Annotated in this window: 19 protein-coding genes and 1 tRNA gene; 11 read left to right on the forward strand and 9 right to left on the reverse strand. The window is 62.5% G+C overall.

What is annotated here, in order from left to right; translation table 11 throughout:
* Positions 1-23 precede the first annotated feature (23 nt).
* Positions 24-1,082 carry an SDR family oxidoreductase gene (locus tag AC1TQG_RS12145; protein WP_482137148.1) on the reverse strand — a complete coding sequence of 353 codons (1,059 nt, stop codon included), beginning with the start codon at positions 1,080-1,082 and terminating at the stop codon, positions 24-26.
* A 90-nt stretch (positions 1,083-1,172) separates the two neighbouring features.
* Between AC1TQG_RS12145 and AC1TQG_RS12150 the strand changes: the two genes are divergently transcribed.
* Complete coding sequence (locus AC1TQG_RS12150) at positions 1,173-1,490, forward strand: ArsR/SmtB family transcription factor (protein ID WP_482137149.1); 318 nt, start codon at positions 1,173-1,175, stop codon at positions 1,488-1,490.
* A 60-nt stretch (positions 1,491-1,550) separates the two neighbouring features.
* Here AC1TQG_RS12150 and AC1TQG_RS12155 read toward each other — a convergent pair whose 3' ends face one another.
* The 4 genes from AC1TQG_RS12155 to AC1TQG_RS12170 are packed head-to-tail and all read right to left on the reverse strand — an operon-like array spanning position 1,551 to position 6,219.
* Positions 1,551-1,988: a hypothetical protein gene (locus AC1TQG_RS12155; RefSeq protein WP_482137150.1), complete on the reverse strand. Its 438-nt coding sequence runs from the start codon at positions 1,986-1,988 to the stop codon at positions 1,551-1,553.
* A gap of 51 nt (positions 1,989-2,039) precedes the next feature.
* On the reverse strand, positions 2,040-3,470 hold the full coding sequence (locus tag AC1TQG_RS12160; RefSeq protein ID WP_482137151.1) for a FadD3 family acyl-CoA ligase: 1,431 nt from the start codon (positions 3,468-3,470) through the stop codon (positions 2,040-2,042).
* Complete coding sequence (locus AC1TQG_RS12165) at positions 3,467-4,645, reverse strand: amidohydrolase family protein (RefSeq protein ID WP_482137152.1); 1,179 nt, start codon at positions 4,643-4,645, stop codon at positions 3,467-3,469. Before AC1TQG_RS12165 ends, AC1TQG_RS12160 begins: the two co-directional genes overlap by 4 nt.
* A 38-nt stretch (positions 4,646-4,683) precedes the next feature.
* A complete protein-coding gene (locus tag AC1TQG_RS12170) occupies positions 4,684-6,219 on the reverse strand; it encodes an AMP-binding protein (protein ID WP_482137153.1) in 1,536 nt (511 codons plus the stop codon).
* Positions 6,220-6,368: 149 nt separating this feature from the next.
* Here AC1TQG_RS12170 and AC1TQG_RS12175 point away from each other — a divergent pair, with 149 nt between their 5' ends.
* Both AC1TQG_RS12175 and AC1TQG_RS12180 read left to right on the forward strand, forming a co-directional pair.
* A complete protein-coding gene (locus AC1TQG_RS12175) occupies positions 6,369-7,085 on the forward strand; it encodes an enoyl-CoA hydratase/isomerase family protein (RefSeq protein WP_482137154.1) in 717 nt (238 codons plus the stop codon).
* Positions 7,086-7,249: 164 nt separating this feature from the next.
* Positions 7,250-7,870 carry a TetR/AcrR family transcriptional regulator gene (locus tag AC1TQG_RS12180; protein ID WP_482137155.1) on the forward strand — a complete coding sequence of 207 codons (621 nt, stop codon included), beginning with the start codon at positions 7,250-7,252 and terminating at the stop codon, positions 7,868-7,870.
* 12 nt (positions 7,871-7,882) lie between these two features.
* Here AC1TQG_RS12180 and AC1TQG_RS12185 read toward each other — a convergent pair whose 3' ends face one another.
* Positions 7,883-8,140 (reverse strand): hypothetical protein, encoded by a 258-nt coding sequence (locus AC1TQG_RS12185; RefSeq protein WP_482137156.1) that lies wholly within the window; start codon positions 8,138-8,140, stop codon positions 7,883-7,885.
* Positions 8,141-8,448: 308 nt separating this feature from the next.
* On the opposite strand from AC1TQG_RS12185, the gene AC1TQG_RS12190 reads away from it, so the two are divergent.
* The 7 genes from AC1TQG_RS12190 to AC1TQG_RS12220 all read left to right on the forward strand — a co-directional run bounded on the left by AC1TQG_RS12190 (position 8,449) and on the right by AC1TQG_RS12220 (position 17,235).
* Positions 8,449-8,589 (forward strand): potassium-transporting ATPase subunit F, encoded by a 141-nt coding sequence (locus tag AC1TQG_RS12190; protein ID WP_482137157.1) that lies wholly within the window; start codon positions 8,449-8,451, stop codon positions 8,587-8,589.
* 3 nt (positions 8,590-8,592) lie between these two features.
* Positions 8,593-10,278 carry a potassium-transporting ATPase subunit KdpA gene (kdpA, locus tag AC1TQG_RS12195; RefSeq protein ID WP_482137158.1) on the forward strand — a complete coding sequence of 562 codons (1,686 nt, stop codon included), beginning with the start codon at positions 8,593-8,595 and terminating at the stop codon, positions 10,276-10,278.
* Entirely contained in the window at positions 10,275-12,380 is a 2,106-nt protein-coding gene (kdpB, locus tag AC1TQG_RS12200) for a potassium-transporting ATPase subunit KdpB (protein ID WP_482137159.1), read from the forward strand. Before kdpA ends, kdpB begins: the two co-directional genes overlap by 4 nt.
* A 6-nt stretch (positions 12,381-12,386) precedes the next feature.
* Positions 12,387-13,013 carry a potassium-transporting ATPase subunit C gene (locus AC1TQG_RS12205; RefSeq protein ID WP_482137160.1) on the forward strand — a complete coding sequence of 209 codons (627 nt, stop codon included), beginning with the start codon at positions 12,387-12,389 and terminating at the stop codon, positions 13,011-13,013.
* Positions 13,014-13,023: 10 nt separating this feature from the next.
* Positions 13,024-15,558 (forward strand): DUF4118 domain-containing protein, encoded by a 2,535-nt coding sequence (locus AC1TQG_RS12210; RefSeq protein WP_482137161.1) that lies wholly within the window; start codon positions 13,024-13,026, stop codon positions 15,556-15,558.
* Positions 15,551-16,240, forward strand: coding sequence for a response regulator (locus AC1TQG_RS12215; RefSeq protein WP_482137162.1), 690 nt, complete (start codon positions 15,551-15,553; stop codon positions 16,238-16,240). The genes AC1TQG_RS12210 and AC1TQG_RS12215 overlap by 8 nt, the downstream gene beginning before the upstream one ends.
* Before the next feature lie 515 nt (positions 16,241-16,755).
* Entirely contained in the window at positions 16,756-17,235 is a 480-nt protein-coding gene (locus AC1TQG_RS12220; RefSeq protein ID WP_482137163.1) for a hypothetical protein, read from the forward strand.
* Between the two features lie 168 nt (positions 17,236-17,403).
* On the opposite strand, the gene AC1TQG_RS12225 is transcribed toward AC1TQG_RS12220, so the two are convergent.
* The 3 genes from AC1TQG_RS12225 to AC1TQG_RS12235 form a co-directional block, all read right to left on the reverse strand.
* On the reverse strand, positions 17,404-17,658 hold the full coding sequence (locus AC1TQG_RS12225; protein ID WP_482137164.1) for a hypothetical protein: 255 nt from the start codon (positions 17,656-17,658) through the stop codon (positions 17,404-17,406).
* 249 nt (positions 17,659-17,907) lie between these two features.
* A tRNA-Pro gene (locus tag AC1TQG_RS12230) sits at positions 17,908-17,981 on the reverse strand.
* 65 nt (positions 17,982-18,046) lie between these two features.
* A complete protein-coding gene (locus AC1TQG_RS12235; protein ID WP_482137165.1) occupies positions 18,047-19,042 on the reverse strand; it encodes a metallophosphoesterase in 996 nt (331 codons plus the stop codon).
* 104 nt (positions 19,043-19,146) lie between these two features.
* On the opposite strand from AC1TQG_RS12235, the gene AC1TQG_RS12240 reads away from it, so the two are divergent.
* Entirely contained in the window at positions 19,147-19,614 is a 468-nt protein-coding gene (locus AC1TQG_RS12240; RefSeq protein ID WP_482137166.1) for a GatB/YqeY domain-containing protein, read from the forward strand.
* Positions 19,615-19,680 lie beyond the last annotated feature (66 nt).

The following is a 19,680-nucleotide window of genomic DNA, read 5'->3' on the forward strand; positions in this document are numbered from 1 at the left end:
CGACGAACCTGTACTGCTGGTTGTCAGGGGATTATCTTGCGGGTTCGGAGGTCGGTGAAGATCTCCAGGAACATTGCTTCGGTGTCGACGTAGCGGTGGAACCCGGCCCGTCGGGCTTTCGATCCGTCGGCGAAAAAGTCGTAGTCCCAACTGAATACGAAGTCCCCGAACTCCCACGATGAGACGTCGGAGTACGGGGTTTGAGCCAGATCATGCTCCTTGACGAGCTCGTCCCATACCGACTCCTTGTCTGCCATTGCCAGCGCCATCGACATCGGGAGTGGAGGTGCGACGTCCATGTCGAAGAACGCTGCGATCTTGGGCCACATCTCTTGCCAGCGAAAGAGATCGCCGTTGTTGATGTTGAACGCTTGATTGGCGCAGTCGGGGCTGGTGGCGGCCCAGGCCGTTGCCTCGGCCAGTAGCCCGGCGTCGGTCATCTCGATCAAACTGGTGTACGCACCGGGTTTTCCGGGGAAGCGCAGCGGGACACCCAATCTCTTCGAGATGGTCGCGTAGACGGCGATGACCAGTGCGAGGTTCATCGGGTTGCCCAGTGCGAATCCGGACACAACGGATGGTCTGATCGCTGACCAGGTCCACCCCTTGCCTGCTTGTCGGCGTTCGAGGAATTGCTGCTGGTCGACGTTGAACTCCGGCGGCATGTGCGGCGGATCGCTCTCGCGGGCAGGTGTTTTGAACGGTCCGAGATGGGCCCCGTAGACCTTGTATCCCTGCATCAGGCTGACGTGCTGGAGTCCTCGAGCGACCGGTTCGATGGCGTCGAGAGTGTTGACCAGCATCGCCAGGTTGGGCGCCACCAGCTCGGCCCACGTCGGGCGGTCCTGATAGGCGGCGTAGAAGACATGGGTGACCGCGTCCAGTCCGCTCAGCGCGGCCGTGGTCTGGTCTGGATCGAGCAGGTCGACTGCGATGTGTTTCACCGGTCCGGAGTCCGTGCCGCCTCGCCGAGAAAGTCCGATGATGTCCCATTCGCCGATTGATGCGAGGTGGTCGATCAGGTTTCCACCGATCACACCTCGGGCTCCGACCACGAGTGCCACTTTGTTGTTCTGCGTCATCCCGACCTCCATTGGTATATCGCGATCTTGCGATATTGCTAGTCAACCACATGTATCGGGATATTGCGATCTAGCGGTAGGCTGAGCGACGTGGACGAAGCATCGACAGGTACGGCATGGGATTCCGCGTTCAAAGCGCTGTCGAATCCCGCGCGTGTGCAGATCCTGCAATGGCTGAAAGACCCAGGAAGTTTCCCTCCGCAGCTCGCGCCTGCCGAGGAGATCGGAGTGTGCCTCAAGCACATTCAGGCGAGGGCAAAGGTATCGCAATCCACGGCGTCTCAGTACATGGCCGCACTCCATGCAGCTGATCTGGTGACCACCACACGGATTGGCCAATGGACGCACTACAAGCGAAACGAGCAACAGATCGCGAGGCTTGCCACGTTCATCGAGCAGGGGTTGTGAGCAACTTCGGCGCGGTCAATGGTCCGTTGGCACGTGCGACGGGGGAGTGCGGCGGGTGTTTTACTCGATGCTGCTTCGGATCTGCGTAAGCATGCGTTTGACGATCAGTCCGTGTGCTCCGGAGCTGATGACGAAACGTCGATAGCCCCAGCCGAGCACTCCGGGAAACGTCGCATAGGAGCGGGCGCTGATCTCTGAGCCACCCGCGTCGCCGCTCACCGTGAAGCGCAGGAGGTAGCGGGAGAAGCGGTGGCGACCGGCCAGCGTGATGTGGTCGCCCGGTACGGATTCGGTCACCGCGAATCCGGGGATCGTGGCGCCGACGTCGGGGATCGTGCCCGAAGCGCGCCGCGGATCGGTTCCCACCAGATGCGCGAACTGGGTGTTGGTGCCGAGTTGTGTGCGGGCGATCCAGGCGGTCAGTGCTTCCCAGACTGTCAACACGGGTGCACTGACGGACAACCGGTGTTCGTCGATCAAAGGGAGATCTGTGTCCATCGGGCGGTCCTCGTGATGGGGGTGTGTCAGGTCAGACTATCGACTCCGAACTCATCGGAGAAGATCTTTCACAACCTTGCCGGTTGCGTTGGTGGGTAGCCCGGTCAGGAACTCGATCGAGCGCGGGACCTTGAAGCCGGCCATGCGCTCGCGGCTCCACGAGATCAGATCGGCTTCGGACACAGCCTCTTTGGTGACGACGAACGCCTTGCAGACCTCGCCGAGCCGGTCATCGGGCACACCGATGACCGCGACCTGTGCGACCGCCGGATGTTCGAGGAGGAAGCCTTCGATCTCGGCGGGGTAGGCGTTGAAACCGCCGACGATGAACATGTCTTTCTTGCGGCCGATGATGCGCAGGCGGCCGCCCTCGTCGAGACTTCCGAGATCTCCGGTGTGAAGCCATCCGTCGGAGTCGATGGCTTCGGCGGTTGCCGCCGGATCGTCGAGGTAGCCCTGCATGACGTTGTACCCGCGGATCAGGACTTCGCTGTCGTCGGCGATGTGCAATTCGATTCCATCGCACGGTGTTCCGACGGTGGTGGCGATCTGTTCGAAGGTGTCGCCCGCCCGTGATGCGGTCGCTGTGCCGCCCTCGCTCAGGCCGTAGCCGGTCATGATGGTTTCGAAGGGGAGGTCATTTTTGATCCGGCGGATCAGTTCGACGGGGATGTCGGCCGAACCGGTGACAGCGGCCCGCAGTGACGAGAGGTCGCGGCTACCGTCGTTGGCCGCCAGTAACGACTGGTAGAGCGTCGGGGGGCCGGGAAGCATCGTGATCTTCTCGCGTTCGACGAGATCGAGTACCGCATCGACGTCGAGGACCGGCACGGGAAAGATGGTGGCACCGCGGATCATCGACGCGATCATGCCGGCCTTGTAGCCGAACATGTGGAAGAAGGGGTTGACCACCAGATAGCGGTCGCCTTCGCGTAGGTCTGCGAGGTCGCACCACTCGGAGAACAGCCGCAACGTCTGCCGGTGGTTCATCATGACGCCCTTGGGGCGTCCGGTGGTACCGGAGGTGTACATGATGTCGGCGATGTCGTCGCCGCTCACCTCGCACTCGAAAGGCTCACCGCTGGAGAGGAAATCGGACTTGAGGTCGATGACTGGCACACCTTCGGGGCCGCCGTACTGCACCCCGAGAAAGCCCTGCTGCACGAGCAGGAGCTTGGCGCCGCTACGCCGGACGATGTCGTCTGCCTCATCGGCCTTGTAACGGGTGTTGACTGGGACCAGCACGCCGCCTGCGGTCAGCAGCCCGAAGACCGCGATGACCCACTCCGCCGAATTGGGTGCCCAGATGGCGACCCGGTCGCCTTTGTCGATGCCCGCTGATGCAAAAGCTCCGGCTGCCTTCCGAACCCGTTGTGTGAGTTGACGGAAAGTCAGCCGGAGCGGTCCGTCGACGATCGCTTCGTTGTCACCGAAGCGATCGTCGACGGAGAGGACCATCTGCGGGATGGTCTCCCAGGTCATACCTTGAGCAACCTCGCCATGTTTCCGCCCATGACCAGCTTCTGATCTTCGAGAGGCAGATGCTGGATGTGGTTGATGTACGTGGTCGGCTCGGCCAGGCCCTCGGGATGCGGGTAGTCCGACCCGAACAGCACGCGCTCGGCGCCGATGAGGGCGGTGAGCTTGCTGAAATCTTCTTCCCAGAAGGGGCTGACGTGGATGCTCTTCTTGATGGCAGCCACCGGATCCTGCATGCCGAAGCCCTCAGGAGCCTTCTTGTACACGTCTGCAAGGGTCTGCAGCACGTGCGGCAACCAGCTGGCACCGTTTTCGATGACCGCGATGCGCAGCTCCGGGAACCGGAACAGGGCGCCGTGGCAGACCCACGAGGCAACTGTGTCCTGAATCGGACGCCATTCGCTGACCATGCGGAAGGCATTGGTGACGAAGGGGAGCATCTCGTCGCTGGTGCCGTCCCAGTCCTGGTTGTAGCGTGCGTAACCGCTGTCCGACGAATGCTGGGTGACCAGCACATCGAGCTCGACGACGCGCTTCCAGAACGGGTCGAACTCGGGAAGGGCGAACGACCGCGGGCCCTTGAATCCGGGGACCGGAGCGGGACGGACCAGGATGGCCTTGGCGCCGCGCTCGACACACCACTCGAGTTCTTTGATGGCCTCTTCGACGATCGGCAGGCTGATCACCGGGACGGTGAAGATGCGATCCTCGTAATTGAAACCCCAGGTCTCGTACAGCCACTGGTTGAGCGAGTGGACCACGGCGTGAATCAGTTCCGGGTTGTCACGCATGCGCTCTTCGATGAGGCTGGCGAGCGTGGGGAACATCAGCGTGCGGTCGATCTGCAGCTCATCCATGAGCTTGAGACGCGCAGCAGGCTCACGGAATGCGGCAGGCGACTTGATCGGCTTGCCGAAGATCTCGCGCTTGCTCAGGCCCTTGGGGTTACCGTTCTTGAAGTAATCCTCCATGGCACCCGGCCGTGCGACGACGTCGAACGTCGGGTTGGGGATGTATTCGCTGATCTGCCCACGGATGGCGATCTTTGTCCGGCCGTTGACCTGGACGTATTGGATCGCATTCTTGTACTTCTCCGGAAGGAACTTGGTCAGCGCCTCCTGGGTCTCGTACAGGTGGTTGTCCGCGTCGAACAACGGATACGGCAATGCTTCGGGCATGAGATCCTCCATTTCCTCTTGTGAGAATCATATTCTCTTTATGCGGATGTCGCAATATCCTTGCGCACCTGAAACTTCTGAACTTTCCCGCTCGCGGTACGAGGAAAATCGTCGGCCTGATGCAACTCCTCGGGCCACTTCTGCTTGGCCAAACCGATCCGATCGCAGTGTGCGCGGACTTCGGCCATCGTGGGCATGGAATGGCCCGATTTGAGTCGAAGGACCCCGGCGGCGTGCTCGCCGAGGCGGGCATCGGGCGCGGCGACCACCACCGCTTCGGCAACTGCCGGCATACCCATCAGGACCTCTTCGACCTCCAAGGCGCTGATGTTCTCCCCGCCGCGAATGATGAAGTCCGCCTTGCGATCTGTGATCGTCAGGTAGCCGTCTTCGTCGATCACCCCGACATCGCCGGTGCGGTACCAGCCGTTTTCGTCGAAACTACGTTCGGTCAGTTCCGAATCGGTGTAGCCGATGCAGAGATCCGGTCCGCGACTGAAGATCTCACCGTCGTCGCCAAGCCGGATCTCGGCGCCCGGCAGAACATTTCCGTCGGTGAACAGGCGCTTGTCGATGGGGGCGTTGTACATCGAGCCGACGATGGACGGGTGCTCGGTGCTCCCATATGAGCGGAAGACCGTGATGCCGAGGTCCTCGAGTCGCGTGGTGACCGCCGCAGGCACCGACGACCCGCCGAGCCCGGCATATTTCATGAATGGCAGGTACTCGTCGGTGAAGTCCGGATGGTCGATCAGGCTGGTCACGAAGTAGGTGGCACCGCCGCCGACGGTCAGGCCTTCCGTCTTCATCAGGTCCATCGACTGCACGGGATCCCACGCGTCGGTGAGGTTGATCGGACTGCCGTCGAGGACCGGGATGAGGAAGGCGTTGACCATCCCGATGAAGTGGCCGACCGGCGCGGCGGTGAGCTGGCTGCCGCGATCGGGTGGATACCACGCGCCGAGTTGCCGGGTCTCGAAACCGAGCGTGCGATGGCTGTGGATCACGCCCTTCGGTGAGCTGGTTGTACCCGACGTGAAGGCGATCAGTGCAGGTAGCGCCGCATCTGTCTCGATGATCCCGGACATCGGTTCGTCGGCCAGGAGGTCGTCGAAGTCGCGGCCGACCACCCCGACGATCGGAACGTCGGTACTGAGATCAGGGGAGTATTCGAGGCGTCCGAACTTCTCGGCGGCGATGAACACCTTGGGTTTGATCGCACCGAGGATGTAACCGACTTCCTTGCGCCCATAGAAGTGGACAATCGGAACCACCGTGGCGCCGAGGAACGATGAGGCCCAAAAGGTTGCCGCGGCTTCCATCCAGTTGGGGAGTTGAAATGCGACGACGTCACCTGGTCCCACGCCACGGTCACGCAGGCCGGCGGCAAGTCGTCGGGCAACCAGCTCGACATCGGCGAAGGTCCCCGTCCACGGTCGGATCGACGAATGGATCCGGAACTCGACATCGGGTGCGGCAGCGAGCCCCGCTGCGAGCAGTTCTCCGATGGTCTCGTCGGTCCACCACCCCTGCTGCTCGTATCTGGCCACCAGGTCGGCGGGGATGGTTCGCATGTAGACAACTCCAATACAGCTCTGATCCGGGTCCGGGTACCGAACGACGGCCGGGGTCGCGATCGGCCGGGTGAGGCGATCAACGGCCGACGGTGATGATGATATTCTCATAACTGAAGAATGCCAATCTCATTGATGGAGAATCTCCCATGGTTGAACTTGAACTCAACGAAGGCCTGGCGGTCATCACGATCGACCGTCCGCAGGCCCGGAACGCGATTGCGCCGGAAACCATGGATCAGCTCGAGACGGCGCTGGATGAGGCGAAAGGTGCTCAGGCCCTGGTCATCAAGGGTGGCGGCGACAAAGCGTTCGTCTCCGGCGGAGACCTGAAGCAACTGAGCGCCCTGCGCACAATCGAAGAGGCCGAGGCGATGGCCTGGCGGATGCGCGGGATCTGCGATCAGATCGCCGCGTTCCCGGCACCGGTTGTCGCGGCGCTGAACGGGCACGCACTCGGTGGTGGGGCCGAGGTTGCCGTTGCCGCCGATATTCGTATCGCTGCCGACGACATCAGGATCGGCTTCAACCAGGTGACGCTGGCGATCATGCCGGCCTGGGGTGGCGCAGAGCGACTCGCGCAGCTGGTCGGTAAGAGCCGGGCCCTGCTGCTCGCCGGGGGTGGGGCACTTCTCGGTGCTGCCGAGGCCGAGCGGATCGGACTGGTCGACCGGGTACTGCCCCGGGCGTCGTTCGATGAGGGCTGGAAGGCCGTGGCCAGGTCATTGGCCAACAATTCGTCCGGTGACATCAAGCGCGTCATCGGCGGTGCGACCCCCGATGAGGCGGTTGCGGCGTTCGCACGCCTGTGGGTGGCCGAGGAGCATTGGGAAGCTGCTGACCGGGTGATGAACCGCAAGCGCTGACACGTCGCATCGAACTGGCCGCCCGGTTGTCCGGGCGGCCATTTCGCGTTTCTGCACGGAGCGGTGCTAGGCATTTGCACAGCATCCGTCGATATTGTGGACAACGGCGCGCTAACATGTCGTGAGCCAAATGGCTGCTGACAATGATGCGGAGGTCGAACCCGATGGCATCGCCCCGCAGACTGGGCGCCCCGGACGCAAAAAATCGCGCGGTGCTGCTTGCCGCCGCCGAGCGTCTGATGTTGGAGAACGGCTATGCCGCGGTGAGTTCCCGCCGCGTGGCCGACGAAGCGGGCCTCAAACCTCAGCTGGTGCACTACTACTTCCGCACCATGGACGAGCTGTTCCTGGAGCTGTTCCGGCGTCGGGCCGAGCAAGGCCTCGAAGTACAGGCGTTGGCGCTCAAATCCGAGCAGCCGTTGTGGGCGCTGTGGACGTTCAGTACCGATCCGGCCGGTGCGATCTTCACGATGGAATTCATCGCATTGTCGAACCATCGCAAAGAACTTCGGGCCGAGATCGTGCGGATCTCTGAACAGTTCCGCAGCGAGGCAAGTGCCGGTATCGAGGAAGTGCTGCGCAGATATGGGGTTGATCTCGACCAGATGCCGGCAGTGGCGGCGATAGTGTTGATGACCAGCATCTCGCGGGTTGTGGTCATGGAAGACACTCTCGGCGTCCGCGAAGGGCACGCGGAGATGATCGAGGTTGTCGAGAATTACCTGCGCCAACTCGAGGGCGAACCGAGTCCTGAGCTGCGGGAGGTCATGCAGCGCCGTCGTTGACGGCGCCGCGTTTTACGAGATTGCCTCGAGGCTGTCGTCGTTGACGAACACCAGGCTTCCGTCGTTCAGCAGCACAGCAAAGCGCTTCGGGCTGACCTTGAGTCCGTCACCGAGATCGACCGTGGCCTCGGGGAGAACACCGAAGTCCTCGACGATGGTGCCTTCTCGAGTGTTGTCGTCAGTGGTGACGTTGACCTGCGCTCCAACGCTGAGTGCCTTGGATGCTTCGGGAGCATCCTTATCAGCAGCAGTCGATTGTCTATTTCGCATGCATACATTAGATCAGTAGATTCCCGCTATTGGTACATCGGAGTTGCTGAACTACTGATTCGGCATTGCGATATCTGAATACGTCAGCTGTATTCACGGCCTCGATTGAGCCCGAATCGCCACGCGCAAAGATCGCGTAAAGATCGAGGATGCGGGCGTATGAAGGTCGTCAACGACGGGTTCGACGCCCCTTTGATCGGCGCATGCTCAGGACACACGCCGGGCTCGATGGAGTAGCCCGGCATCTCTCCAGGAGTGGTCGTGTCAGATCTCTTTTTTCTGCTGGCAATCGGCGGCGGTTTCCTAACATGCGCGCTGGTTCTGCGTGCCGTCGCTGCGAGAACACGCCGGTGACCGCCGACGGAGCAACCAACGTCGTGTTGCTGATCCTCGCAGTGATCGTCGTGCTGTACCTCTTTGCCGCCCTCATATTTCCCGAAAGGTTCTAAGGCGTGAACTCCTCTTTGGCTGCCGCGCTCCAGGTCGGGGTGGTGGTGTTCGTACTCGCGGCGGCATATGTGCCCCTCGGCGACTACATGGCCCGAGTGTTCTCCGGTGCGCGCGATTGGGCGCCCGAACGATTCATCTACAAAATCGCCAGGATCGATCCCAAGCGCTCCCAGACGTGGACCGGCTACGCCACCGCGTTGATCGCATTCTCTTTCGTCGGCATCGTGTTCCTCTACCTGCTACAACGACTGCAAGGTGTCCTGCCTTGGAGTGACGGCCGCGATTCCGTATCGCCTGCCATGGCTTTCAACACCGCGATCTCGTTTGTCGCGAATACCAACTGGCAGTCCTTCTCGCCCGAAGTGGTGATGAGCAACCTGACCCAGATGGTCGGACTGGCAGTGCAGAACTTCCTGTCTGCGGCAGTTGGGCTGGCGGTTGCCGTCGCGCTCATCCGCGGCATCATCGCGAAAAAGGGTGACGGGGAGCTCGGCAACTTCTGGGTCGACATGACCCGTTCGGCACTCCGGATCCTGTTGCCGCTGAGCATCATCGTCGCGGCCATTCTGCTCACGCAGGGTGCCGTTCAGTCGTTCAAGAGTGGCTTCGATTTCATCGGCCTCGACGGATCGAATGGTTCGAGTGTGGTCGGTCCGTTTGCGTCGCAGGAGGCGATCAAGGAACTCGGTACCAACGGAGGCGGCACGCTGTCGGCCAACTCCGCTCATCCGTTCTCCAATCCGACACCCCTGAGCAATATCGTCGAAATCCTTGCACTGCTGATCATTCCGGTCTGTTTGACGCGCACCTACGGCACCCTCGTTGGCGATCGTCGCCAGGGTTTGACGATTCTCGGTGTGATGGCGGTGATCTGGAGCGGCATGCTGGCTGTCGTGTGGGCCTTCGAGTCACGTACCAACGGCATTGCTGCGCAGGCGGCCGGCGCCATGATGGAAGGCAAAGAACAGCGGTTCGGAGTCCCGGGGTCGGCATTGTTTGCGGTCTCGACCACCGGAACATCTACCGGCGCAGTCAACTCCGCACACGATTCCTATTCCGCCGCCGGTGGCGGCGCGCTGATCTGGAACATGTTGCTCGGTGAGGTCGCACCTGGTGGCGTCGGAACCGGTCTGTACGGGATGCTGGTACTTGCGATCATCGCGGTGTTCGTTGGTGGCCTGCTGGTCGGCCGGACCCCGCAGTTCCTCGGCAAGAAGATCGGTCAGCACGAAATCACGATGGCGGCCCTGTCGATCCTGGTAATGCCGGCGTTGGTGCTGACCGGAACCGCGATCACGGTCATCCTGTCGTCCACCACCGGGTTTCAGGGAAACAGCGGCGATCCGGGGTCGACCGAGTCGATCCACGGCTTCTCTGAAGTGTTGTATGCCTACGCTTCTGCCGCCAACAACAACGGCAGCGCGTTCGGCGGCCTCACCGTGACCAGTGACTGGTTCCAGACATCTCTGGGCTTCGCGATGCTTCTCGGCCGATTCCTGCCGATCATCTTCGTCCTGGCGCTCGCCGGGCTGCTGGCATCACAAAAGCCCCGGTCTACCAGTAGCGCAACACTTCCCACCCACGGTCTCCTCTACGGCGGCCTGGTCACCGGCACCGTACTCCTTGTTGCCGGGCTCACCTTCTTCCCCGCGATGGCGCTGGGACCAATAGCAGAGGCATTGTCATGACCACATCGGTGGCGCAGCGACCTGCACCCGTCGACATCGCGGATGATGATCTGGCAGGCAGCGGAGCATTCGATCCGCGGCAGCTCATCACCTCGGTGCCACAGGCGCTCCGCAAACTCAATCCCCGCGATCAGGCGCGCAACCCGGTGATGTTCGTGGTCTACATCGGCGCGATCGTCACCACTGTTCTTGCGGTGTGGCAGCCGTCGTGGTTTTCCTTCGCGGTGGTGTTCTGGCTCTGGTTCACGGTTCTGTTCGCCAACCTGGCCGAAGCGGTTGCCGAAGGCCGTGGCCGGGCGCAGGCGGCAAGCCTGCGCAAGGTCAAGCAGGACACCATGGCCCGCAAGCTCGAGGCGGACGGGAGCATCACCGAGATCTCCGGTAGCGCGCTGGTCATCGGTGATCGGATCGTGGTCGAGGCAGGCGAGGTCATCGCAGGCGACGGTGATGTGGTCGAAGGTATTGCCACAGTTGACGAGTCGGCGATCACCGGCGAATCTGCCCCGGTCATCCGGGAATCGGGTGGTGATCGGTGTGCGGTGACGGGCGGCACGGTTGTGCTGTCGGACAAGATCATCGTCAAGATCACCACCTCGCCCGGTGAGTCTTTCGTGGACCGGATGATCGCGCTGGTCGAGGGGGCATCGCGCAAGAAGACGCCCAACGAGATCGCCCTCGACATCTTGTTGTCCAGCTTGACCATCATCTTTCTGTTGGCGGTGGTGGCAGTCGGTCCGATGCAGGAGTACGCGGGCCAGACACCGGACGCGGTCAAGCTCATCGCATTGCTGATCTGTCTGATCCCGACGACCATCGGTGCTCTGCTCTCGTCGATCGGCATCGCCGGTATGGACCGGTTGGTGCAACGCAACGTGCTGGCGATGTCGGGCCGTGCGGTCGAGGCCGCAGGCGACATCGATACGTTGCTGATGGACAAGACCGGCACGATCACCTTTGGTAATCGTCGCGCCACATCCCTTGTCGCCGCACCGGGGGTGACCACGAAGGAACTCTCCTTGGCCGCATGCCAATCGAGTCTTTCCGACGACACGCCAGAAGGGCGCAGTATCGTCGACCTCTGCCGAGACGAGTTCGGCCTCGATCCGGCGTCGATCGATATCGAGACCCGAGGTTCTCGAGAGTTCATCGCCTTCACCGCCCAGACCCGGATGAGCGGGATGGATCTGCGAACCGGCGAAGGCGTGCGTCAAATCCGCAAGGGGGCGACAGATTCGGTACTCCGGTGGGTGAGCGACAACGGCGGTGTGCCGCCGATCGAGGTCTCCGATGAAGTCGATCGCATTGCCGGTGCCGGCGGAACCCCGTTGGTCGTCGCTGTGCGGGTCGGGGATACAAAGGCGCGCGTCCTGGGTGTCATCGCACTGTCCGACGTTGTGAAACCCGGTATGGCACAGCGTTTCGCACAGCTGCGGGCCATGGGCATCCGGACCGTGATGGTCACGGGTGACAACCCGCTCACCGCCAAGGCCATCGCCGCCGAGGCCGGGGTCGACGACTTCGTGGCCGAGGCGACTCCCGAGGACAAGCTGGCGCTGATCCGCAAGGAACAGGCCGGTGGGCGCCTGGTCGCGATGACCGGTGACGGCACCAACGACGCACCCGCACTGGCACAGGCCGATGTCGGTCTGGCGATGAACACCGGTACTTCGGCAGCCAAAGAGGCAGGCAACATGGTCGATCTGGATTCGGATCCGACCAAACTGATCGACGTGGTGGCCATCGGCAAGCAGTTGTTGATCACCCGAGGGGCGCTCACGACGTTCTCCCTTGCCAACGATCTGGCAAAGTATTTCGCGATCCTGCCCGCGCTGTTCACCGGCATCTATCCGCAGCTCGACAAGCTCAACATCATGGGCTTGCATTCGGCGCAGTCGGCCATCACCTCGGCGGTGATCTTCAATGCGCTGATCATCGTGGCGTTGATCCCGTTGTCGTTGCGAGGCGTTCGTTACCGGCCCAGCTCGGCGTCAAAGTTGTTGGGCCGCAACCTCTTGATCTACGGACTTGGTGGTGTGGTCACGCCGTTCATCGGAATCTGGCTGATCGACCTGGTGGTCCGCTTTCTCCCGGGAATGGGGTAGTTGAACATGAATTCTGTGTCGACATGGATACGGCAGTGTGTAGTTGCCGTCGCGGTCCTCGCGGCGATGACGGTGATCCTCGGCGTCGCTTATCCCACTGTGGTGTGGGGGATTTCGAGAGTCACCTCGTCCTCTGCAGAAGGCTCCAAAGTGGAGGACAGCAACGGCTGTGTCGTGGGATCGAGCCTGATCGGCATCGACCCGCAGGTGGAGAACGGGCAACCCGACAAGTTCCTACACGCTCGCGTGCTGGGATCTGCTGACGATCCGATGGCACCGGGCGACCCGGCCGCCTCGGCTGCCAGTAACCAGGGACCGAACAGTGCCAAGCTCGCGGGATGGATCGACGAGCGCAGGCAGATCATCGCCGCCCGGGAGAACGTCGGACCGCAGCAGGTGCCGGTCGATGCCGTCACCGGATCGGGATCGAGTCTGGATCCGCACATCAGCGAGGCCTACGCACAGCTCCAGATACCGCGGGTGGCCCGTGAGAACGGGAAGTCCGTGGACGAGGTCGAGCGAATTGTCGCCGAGAACACCAACGGTCGCCAGCTGGGATTCCTGGGGGAGCCGACGGTCAACGTTCTTGGTGTCAACATCGACCTGGGGCTGACCGCTCCGGCCTGCGACTAAGATCGCTGCAGTGACTGCCGGCAAAGAGACCAGGGGACGACTCGAGGTATTCCTCGGATGCGCACCTGGTGTGGGCAAGACGTACGAGATGTTGGCGCAAGCCCACGCGCTGGTCGGCGAAGGCGTTGATGTGGTGGTCGCGGTGGTCGAGTCGCATGGGCGCTCGGTCACCGCGGCCATGACCGACGGTCTGGAGATCGTCCCCCGTCAGAAGATCGAGTATCGCGGCACGGTTCTGGAAGAAATGGACCTCGACGCCGTGCTGGCACGCCGTCCACAGGTGGCGCTGGTTGACGAGTTCGCACACACCAACGTCCCCGGTTCGCGAAATGCCAAGCGGTGGCAGGACATCGACGAGCTTCGCGACGCCGGGATCGACGTGCTGTCCACGATCAACATCCAGCACCTGGAGAGTCTCAACGACGTTGTCCAAGAGATCACGGGCATCGTGCAGCGTGAGACGGTACCCGATGACGTCGTGCGCAAAGCCGACGAGATCGAGCTCGTCGACATCGCTCCGCAGGCGCTGCGACAACGATTGGCTGCGGGCAAGGTGTACCCCAACGACCGGGTGGGCGGCGCACTGGCCAACTATTTCCGGCAGGGGAACCTCACCGCACTCCGGGAGCTGGCGCTGCTCTGGTTGGCCGACCAGGTCGACGACAACCTGGCGGCATATCGTGCCGCACATGACATCACCGCGACGTGGGAGGCGCGCGAGCGAGTGGTGGTGGCGCTGACCGGCGGCCCCGAGTCGGCGACCCTGCTGCGGCGGGCGAGCCGGATCGCGTCGAGATCAAGTGCTGAACTTGTTGTCGTTCACATCGTGCGCGCCGACGGACTGGCCGACCCGACGGCGGTCGACATCGTCAAACTGACCGAGATCGCCAAAGGGTTCGGTGCACAGATCCACACGATCGTCGGGGACGATGTTCCGGTCGCGTTGCTCGAGTTCGCCCGCGGCATCAATGCCACGCAGCTGGTGCTGGGAACGTCGCGGCGCCCGCGGTGGAAGCGGATCTTCGACGAGGGTGTCGGTGCCACGGTGGTCCGGAACTCAGGGAAGATCGACGTGCACATGGTCACTCACGAAGAGGCCACGGCACGGAACCCGCTGGACATCAGGCAAACCCGGTTTCATCACCCGCTGAGCTGGCTTGCCGCCGTGGTTGTTCCCTGTGTGGCGGCGGGCTTCCTGGGTCTGCTGGATCGCTGGTTGGGGTTCGCCAGTGAGTCGGCGCTGTTCTTCGTGGTGGTACTGGCGGTCTCGATGCTCGGTGGCATCGGTCCGGCGGCACTGTCGGCGATTCTGTCGGGACTGCTGCTCAACTACTTCTTCACGAATCCGCGATTCACCTTCACCATCAATGAGCCGGACAACCTCATCACCATCATCGTGATGCTGATTGTTGCGATTGCCGTCGCAGCCCTGGTCGATTCAGCCACCGTCCGGCGGACACAGGCGCAGCGCGCCAGTCGCGACGCCGAACTCCTGGCCACATTCGCCGGAGCCGTTCTCAGTGGTGAAGGCCTCGAGGGCCTGCTGCAACGGGTTCGAGAGACGTACGACCAGGAGGCGGTATCCGTGGTCCGCCGGGGTGGGCGGGATCCGAACACCGTCGAGGGGGCGGTCGGTGCTACCCCGCCGACGGAGGCCGCCGATGCCGACACCGTGTGTTCCGTTCCCGGCAGTGAGTTCGAGATGCTGCTGAAGGGACCGAAACTCGGTGGGCGAGAGCGCAAGGTGCTGTCCGCGGTCGCCACGCAGGCGGCGGGCATCGTGGAGCGCCGCGAACTGGCTGCCGAGGCGTCAGAAGCGCGTGCACTCGCGGAAACCGATCGATTGCGCAGGGCGCTGTTGTCGGCGGTGAGTCACGATCTGCGTACCCCGCTGGCCGCGGTCAAGGCGGCGGCGTCGAGTCTGCGGGGTACCGACGTCACATTCTCCCCCGAGGACACCGCCGAATTGCTCGCGACGATCGAGGAGTCGACCGATCATCTGACCGCGCTGGTGGGCAATCTGCTCGATTCGTCGCGGCTGGCCGCGGGTGTCGTCCGCCCCGATCTGCAGATGGTCTACCTGACCGAGGTGGTGAGCGGGGCGACGGTCGGGATATCGCGGCTTGATCCGGCAGGCGCGAATCGCATCGAACTCGATGTCGAACACATCCTCGTCTACGCGGATCCGGGCCTGCTGGAGCGGGTTCTCGCCAACCTCATCGACAACGCCCTACGTCACAGTGGACAGTCGAGTCCGGTTCAGGTCCGGGCCCGGCTCACTGCCGATGACCCGCCGCGGTGCACCATTTCGGTATGCGACCACGGACCGGGTGTTCCCGCTGATGATCGGGACAAGATCTTCACGGCCTTTCAGCGACTCGGTGATCACGACAACGGCGTGGGAGTCGGACTCGGGCTGTCGGTTGCCCAGGGGTTCGTTCAGGCCATGGACAGCAAGATCATCCCTGGCGTCAGCCCTGGCGGGGGCTTGACGATGTCATTCCAACTTCCGGTCGGCCCTCCATCGGAGCGCGGCGATGAGTGAGCGGGTGCGCGTACTGGTCGTCGATGATGAACCCCAGATTCTTCGTGCGCTCCGAATCAACCTGAACGCGCGCGGGTTCGACGTCACCACCGCGTCGAGCGGCGCGGGTGCACTGACTGCAGCCGGGCAGACCAACCCTCAGGTCATCGTCCTCGATCTCGGTTTGCCTGATATCGACGGTTTCACCGTGCTGGCCGGGTTGCGTGGCTGGACCAATGTGCCGGTGATCGTGCTGTCCGCGCGCGTCGATTCGGCAGACAAGGTGCAGGCCCTCGATGCCGGCGCCGACGATTACGTGACCAAACCGTTCGGGATGGAAGAGTTCCTGGCGAGGCTACGAGCAGCGGTACGTCGGGGGAGTGCCAGCACCGATGAGGGCGCTCCAGTGGTCGAGACCGATGCCTTCACGGTCGACCTGCGGGCCAAACAGGTGACTCGCGCCGGCGAGCCCGTGCATCTGACTCCCACGGAGTGGGGTGTGCTCGAGATGCTTGTGCGGCACGAAGGAAAGCTCGTCAGCCAGCGCGACATACTCAGCCATGTCTGGGGCCCGTCGTACGGCACCCAGACGAACTATTTACGTGTATATCTGGCCAGCCTGCGGCGTAAGCTCGAACCGGATCCCACCCGGCCGCGGCACCTTCTGACAGAAGCGGGCATGGGATATCGCTTCGTGCGATAGCACCTTTCCTCGTCCGGTATTTGTTGATTGCAATGAAATTACTATTAGTCCACTTGCCCGAAAGGGTAAGTGGACTTCGTTGGTAATTCTCGATCGCTTTTCTGAACCCTGTGGATCACAAACTTTGCGAGTGCTCGCTTTCGATACGATCGGCGTTAGTTGTTTGTGAACTTAGAAAACAGAAGCCGATCAAGTAGGTGTGCCCGAAAGTTCGCACGTTTGTACTACAGGGCAGGTCAGTGCGGGTGTCACAATACTTCTTGACCGCTTGAGACCGCCGGTTTGCCAAAGATATTTCCCTTGTGGGAGTTTTACTAGGAATGACCGGTTAAGCAATTCGGTTGTGTAGTTTCGTGTCGGGTTTCAGTTGTTGCCGGGCGAAGCCGACCATTATGTGTTTAGGATCGAAGAGCTTCTAGCGGAGGGGTGGACAATGGTGTTGGCCAGTCGGCTTGGTGATACTCAACTGTTTATCGAACCCGGGGGCGATTTGTTACGGAGAGCGGGCGAGCGCTGTGCAGCAATCAGGACCTGAGACAACAACGCTTCTTGCCACTCTTCGACGATGGCAGGACGTTGAATGTGCCGATGGCGTCTACTGGTGTGCAGCATGGCTGTACTCGTGTGGAGATGCCCTCGCCAACGACCTCCTCGAAGACCTCGCGCGCGACGAGGGTCTGGAAGACGTCTACATCGACGAGGCCCTTCGTATGCTGGCGCGCTCTCGGTTCCAAGACCTCGTCGAGTGGTGCCTGCAGACGGCGACCCGCCTCGACGGATCACTGACCACTGATCCCGGCCGGTGGCTACCAGAACTCATCCGCAGTCTCGACGAAGGCGTTCTGGCACTGAGCGTGGCGCTGCACCGGCTTGTTCTCGCCGACATGTGGCTGATGACCTGTTCCGACTCCGTCCTGATCCAGAACGCGCCTGCTATCCGGGCGTACCAGGCCAAGCGACAGGCAATTCTGGCCACCGCGGCGCAGCGCAACTGATCCGATCGAGAAGGCCGATCCCGACCGTGCCCTGACCTCGGTCACCGGATATCTCAGGTGATGTGCCTGGGGGCTGCCAATCTTGTTCGGCGTCAGAGGATTCAGGACCGGCGAAGACGGGGGCATGACGCCCCCGTCCAGGCCCGGCGCGTGGCCGTCGGCAGAGACCTAGTTGGCTTGTGGCGCTTCGGTATCCGCGTCGACCCCCAGGACTTCTGCCCCGGGAGTTGCAGGGGCCAGCACGTCGTCGTCAGTGGCAGGCACTTCGTCTTCAGTCTTGGTTGAACTGGCGGATGCGCCCGATTGGGCGTCCGGAGAGCCCAGGTTTTCTGCTCCAGGTGTCGCAGGCGACAACACCTCGTTTGCGACATCTTCCGAAGGGACCTCCGTCGTGCGGAGTTCTTGTGGGTCCTGGGCTGCCATGGTCGACCTCTCATGATGCTGATCGTGCAGTTTCGACACTGCTTGTCAGTCCACAAAGAATTGTGGGGTGCATGTTTCTATACCCGGATCGGACATCGCGAAACTTTTGCAAGCGCGAACGGATTGGAACAGCGGCAAGAGGGTCTCCAGAAACGAGGAAACCCCGGTCTCGGTTTCCCGAGACCGGGGTCTCACTGCTTGTGTCTCAACCAACACATCTTGTAAAACCGATCGAAATCGGTCTTTCTGTCGGGGTGGCGGGATTCGAACCCACGACCTCTTCGTCCCGAACGAAGCACGCTACCAAGCTGCGCCACACCCCGTGACAATCAACCTGCGATAGCTTACCGCAGTCCGCCCGAGGCATTAAATCGCCTGGTCAGAGGCCTCAATTGGCTTCGGCGCTGATCGGCGGAAGAGAGCCTTCCTGGTCAAAATCGGAGTCGTGATCCGAGACCGGTGTGAGCGTCAACAGCGACGCCTCCGGACGGCAGCAGAAGCGGGCCGGTGCGTACGGGGAGGTGCCCAGGCCGGCACTGACGTGCAGGCGCATCGAGGAGCCCCACGCGGACGGTCCCTTGACCCGCGAGCGGTCGAGGTGGCAGTTGGTCACCAGTGCGCCGTACAGCGGCAGGCAGAGCTGGCCACCGTGCGTGTGGCCTGCCATGACGAGGTCGTAGCCGTCGTCGGCAAACCGGTCCAGTACGCGGGGCTCGGGGGAGTGGGTCAGACCAAGGCGCAGGTGGGCCAGCGGGTTGGGGCGTCCCTCGATGGTCTCGTAACGGTCCCGTCCGATGTGTGGATCGTCGACGCCCGCGGCGGCCACGCGGACCCCGGCGACCTCGAGTTCACGGACCGAATGGGTGGCGTCGAGCCAGCCGCGCTCGGTGAAGGCCGCCCGCAGATCCTGCCAGGGCAACGGCTCACCGTGGGAACGCTTGTGGTCCTTCTTGAAGTACTTCAGCGGGTTCTTGGCGGTCGGACCGAAGTAGTCGTTGGAGCCGAAAACGAACAACCCGGGCACCGACAGCAGTCCACCGAGGGCCTGCACCACCGCGGGCACCGCCTGGGGGTGAGCCAGGTTGTCGCCGGTGTTGACCACCAGGTCGGGCTTGAGGCCTGCGAGTTCCTGGACCCAGGCCTGCTTGAGGCGCTGGCCGGGCATCATGTGCAGATCGCTGATGTGCAGAACCCGCAGTGGCGTCGCGCCGGGCTCGAGCACCGGAAGCGTCTGATGGCGCAGCGCAAAGGCATTGCGCTCCACCAGAGTTGCGTACGCCAGGCCGGTTGCGCCTGCGGCAACTGCACCGAGTGCGATCTGCTGCAGCGTCGGGCGTGAGAGTTGATTCCCGCGCCCAGGAGCGCCTTGTAGTCCCTGAATCATGGTCCCAGAATACGCGCCGGTCCCGAACCCGCAGGTTGCTCGGCCTATGCCCTGAGCGAAAACAGGTTGGGAGCGCGGTACCTCGTCGGCGTAGCTTTGACCTCATGTCGACCATCAAGGAACAGATCCGCGCCGATCTGACCACTGCCATGAAAGCCAAGGAAACTGTTGTCACCGGGACGTTGCGGATGGTTCTCGCCGCGATCGGTGCCGAAGAGGTCTCTGGCAAGGCGGCACGTGAGTTGACCGACGACGACGTCCTCAAAGTGCTTGCCCGCGAAAGCAAGAAGCGAGCGGAGGCGGCTTCGATCTTCGCCGAGAACGACCGTGATGAACTCGCCGCCAAGGAGCGTGCCGAAGCCGAGATCATCGCCCGCTACCTGCCGAGCCAGCTCGACGACGCCGAACTCGAGGCAGTGGTGAACCAGGCCTACGCGGCGGTCGCCGAGCAGACGGGCGCCGAGCCGACGATGAAGCAGATGGGCCAGATCATGGGACAGGCCACAGCCCTCGCAGCAGGCCGGGCCGACGGCAAACGCCTGTCGGCCGCGGTCCGCGCGCGTTTGCAGTAACTGCGTAAACGAAATCCGCTCCACCTACTTGCGTCTGATCCGGTTGCAAACGGATCGAACGCAAGC

This window comes from Williamsia sp. Y844 (assembly GCF_056786475.1).

What these genes read in the sequence shown, in the direction of transcription:
- AC1TQG_RS12145 (WP_482137148.1), bottom strand. Translation starts at nt 1,082, where the DNA reads ATGACGCAGAACAACAAAGTGGCACTCGTGGTCGGAGCCCGAGGTGTG.
- AC1TQG_RS12155 (WP_482137150.1), bottom strand. Translation starts at nt 1,988, where the DNA reads ATGGACACAGATCTCCCTTTGATCGACGAACACCGGTTGTCCGTCAGT.
- AC1TQG_RS12160 (WP_482137151.1), bottom strand. Translation starts at nt 3,470, where the DNA reads ATGACCTGGGAGACCATCCCGCAGATGGTCCTCTCCGTCGACGATCGC.
- AC1TQG_RS12165 (WP_482137152.1), bottom strand. Translation starts at nt 4,645, where the DNA reads ATGCCCGAAGCATTGCCGTATCCGTTGTTCGACGCGGACAACCACCTG.
- AC1TQG_RS12170 (WP_482137153.1), bottom strand. Translation starts at nt 6,219, where the DNA reads ATGCGAACCATCCCCGCCGACCTGGTGGCCAGATACGAGCAGCAGGGG.
- AC1TQG_RS12175 (WP_482137154.1), top strand. Translation starts at nt 6,369, where the DNA reads ATGGTTGAACTTGAACTCAACGAAGGCCTGGCGGTCATCACGATCGAC.
- AC1TQG_RS12180 (WP_482137155.1), top strand. Translation starts at nt 7,250, where the DNA reads ATGGCATCGCCCCGCAGACTGGGCGCCCCGGACGCAAAAAATCGCGCG.
- AC1TQG_RS12185 (WP_482137156.1), bottom strand. Translation starts at nt 8,140, where the DNA reads ATGCGAAATAGACAATCGACTGCTGCTGATAAGGATGCTCCCGAAGCA.
- AC1TQG_RS12190 (WP_482137157.1), top strand. Translation starts at nt 8,449, where the DNA reads ATGCGCGCTGGTTCTGCGTGCCGTCGCTGCGAGAACACGCCGGTGACC.
- kdpB (WP_482137159.1), top strand. Translation starts at nt 10,275, where the DNA reads ATGACCACATCGGTGGCGCAGCGACCTGCACCCGTCGACATCGCGGAT.
- AC1TQG_RS12205 (WP_482137160.1), top strand. Translation starts at nt 12,387, where the DNA reads ATGAATTCTGTGTCGACATGGATACGGCAGTGTGTAGTTGCCGTCGCG.
- AC1TQG_RS12215 (WP_482137162.1), top strand. Translation starts at nt 15,551, where the DNA reads ATGAGTGAGCGGGTGCGCGTACTGGTCGTCGATGATGAACCCCAGATT.
- AC1TQG_RS12225 (WP_482137164.1), bottom strand. Translation starts at nt 17,658, where the DNA reads ATGGCAGCCCAGGACCCACAAGAACTCCGCACGACGGAGGTCCCTTCG.
- AC1TQG_RS12235 (WP_482137165.1), bottom strand. Translation starts at nt 19,042, where the DNA reads ATGATTCAGGGACTACAAGGCGCTCCTGGGCGCGGGAATCAACTCTCA.
- AC1TQG_RS12240 (WP_482137166.1), top strand. Translation starts at nt 19,147, where the DNA reads ATGTCGACCATCAAGGAACAGATCCGCGCCGATCTGACCACTGCCATG.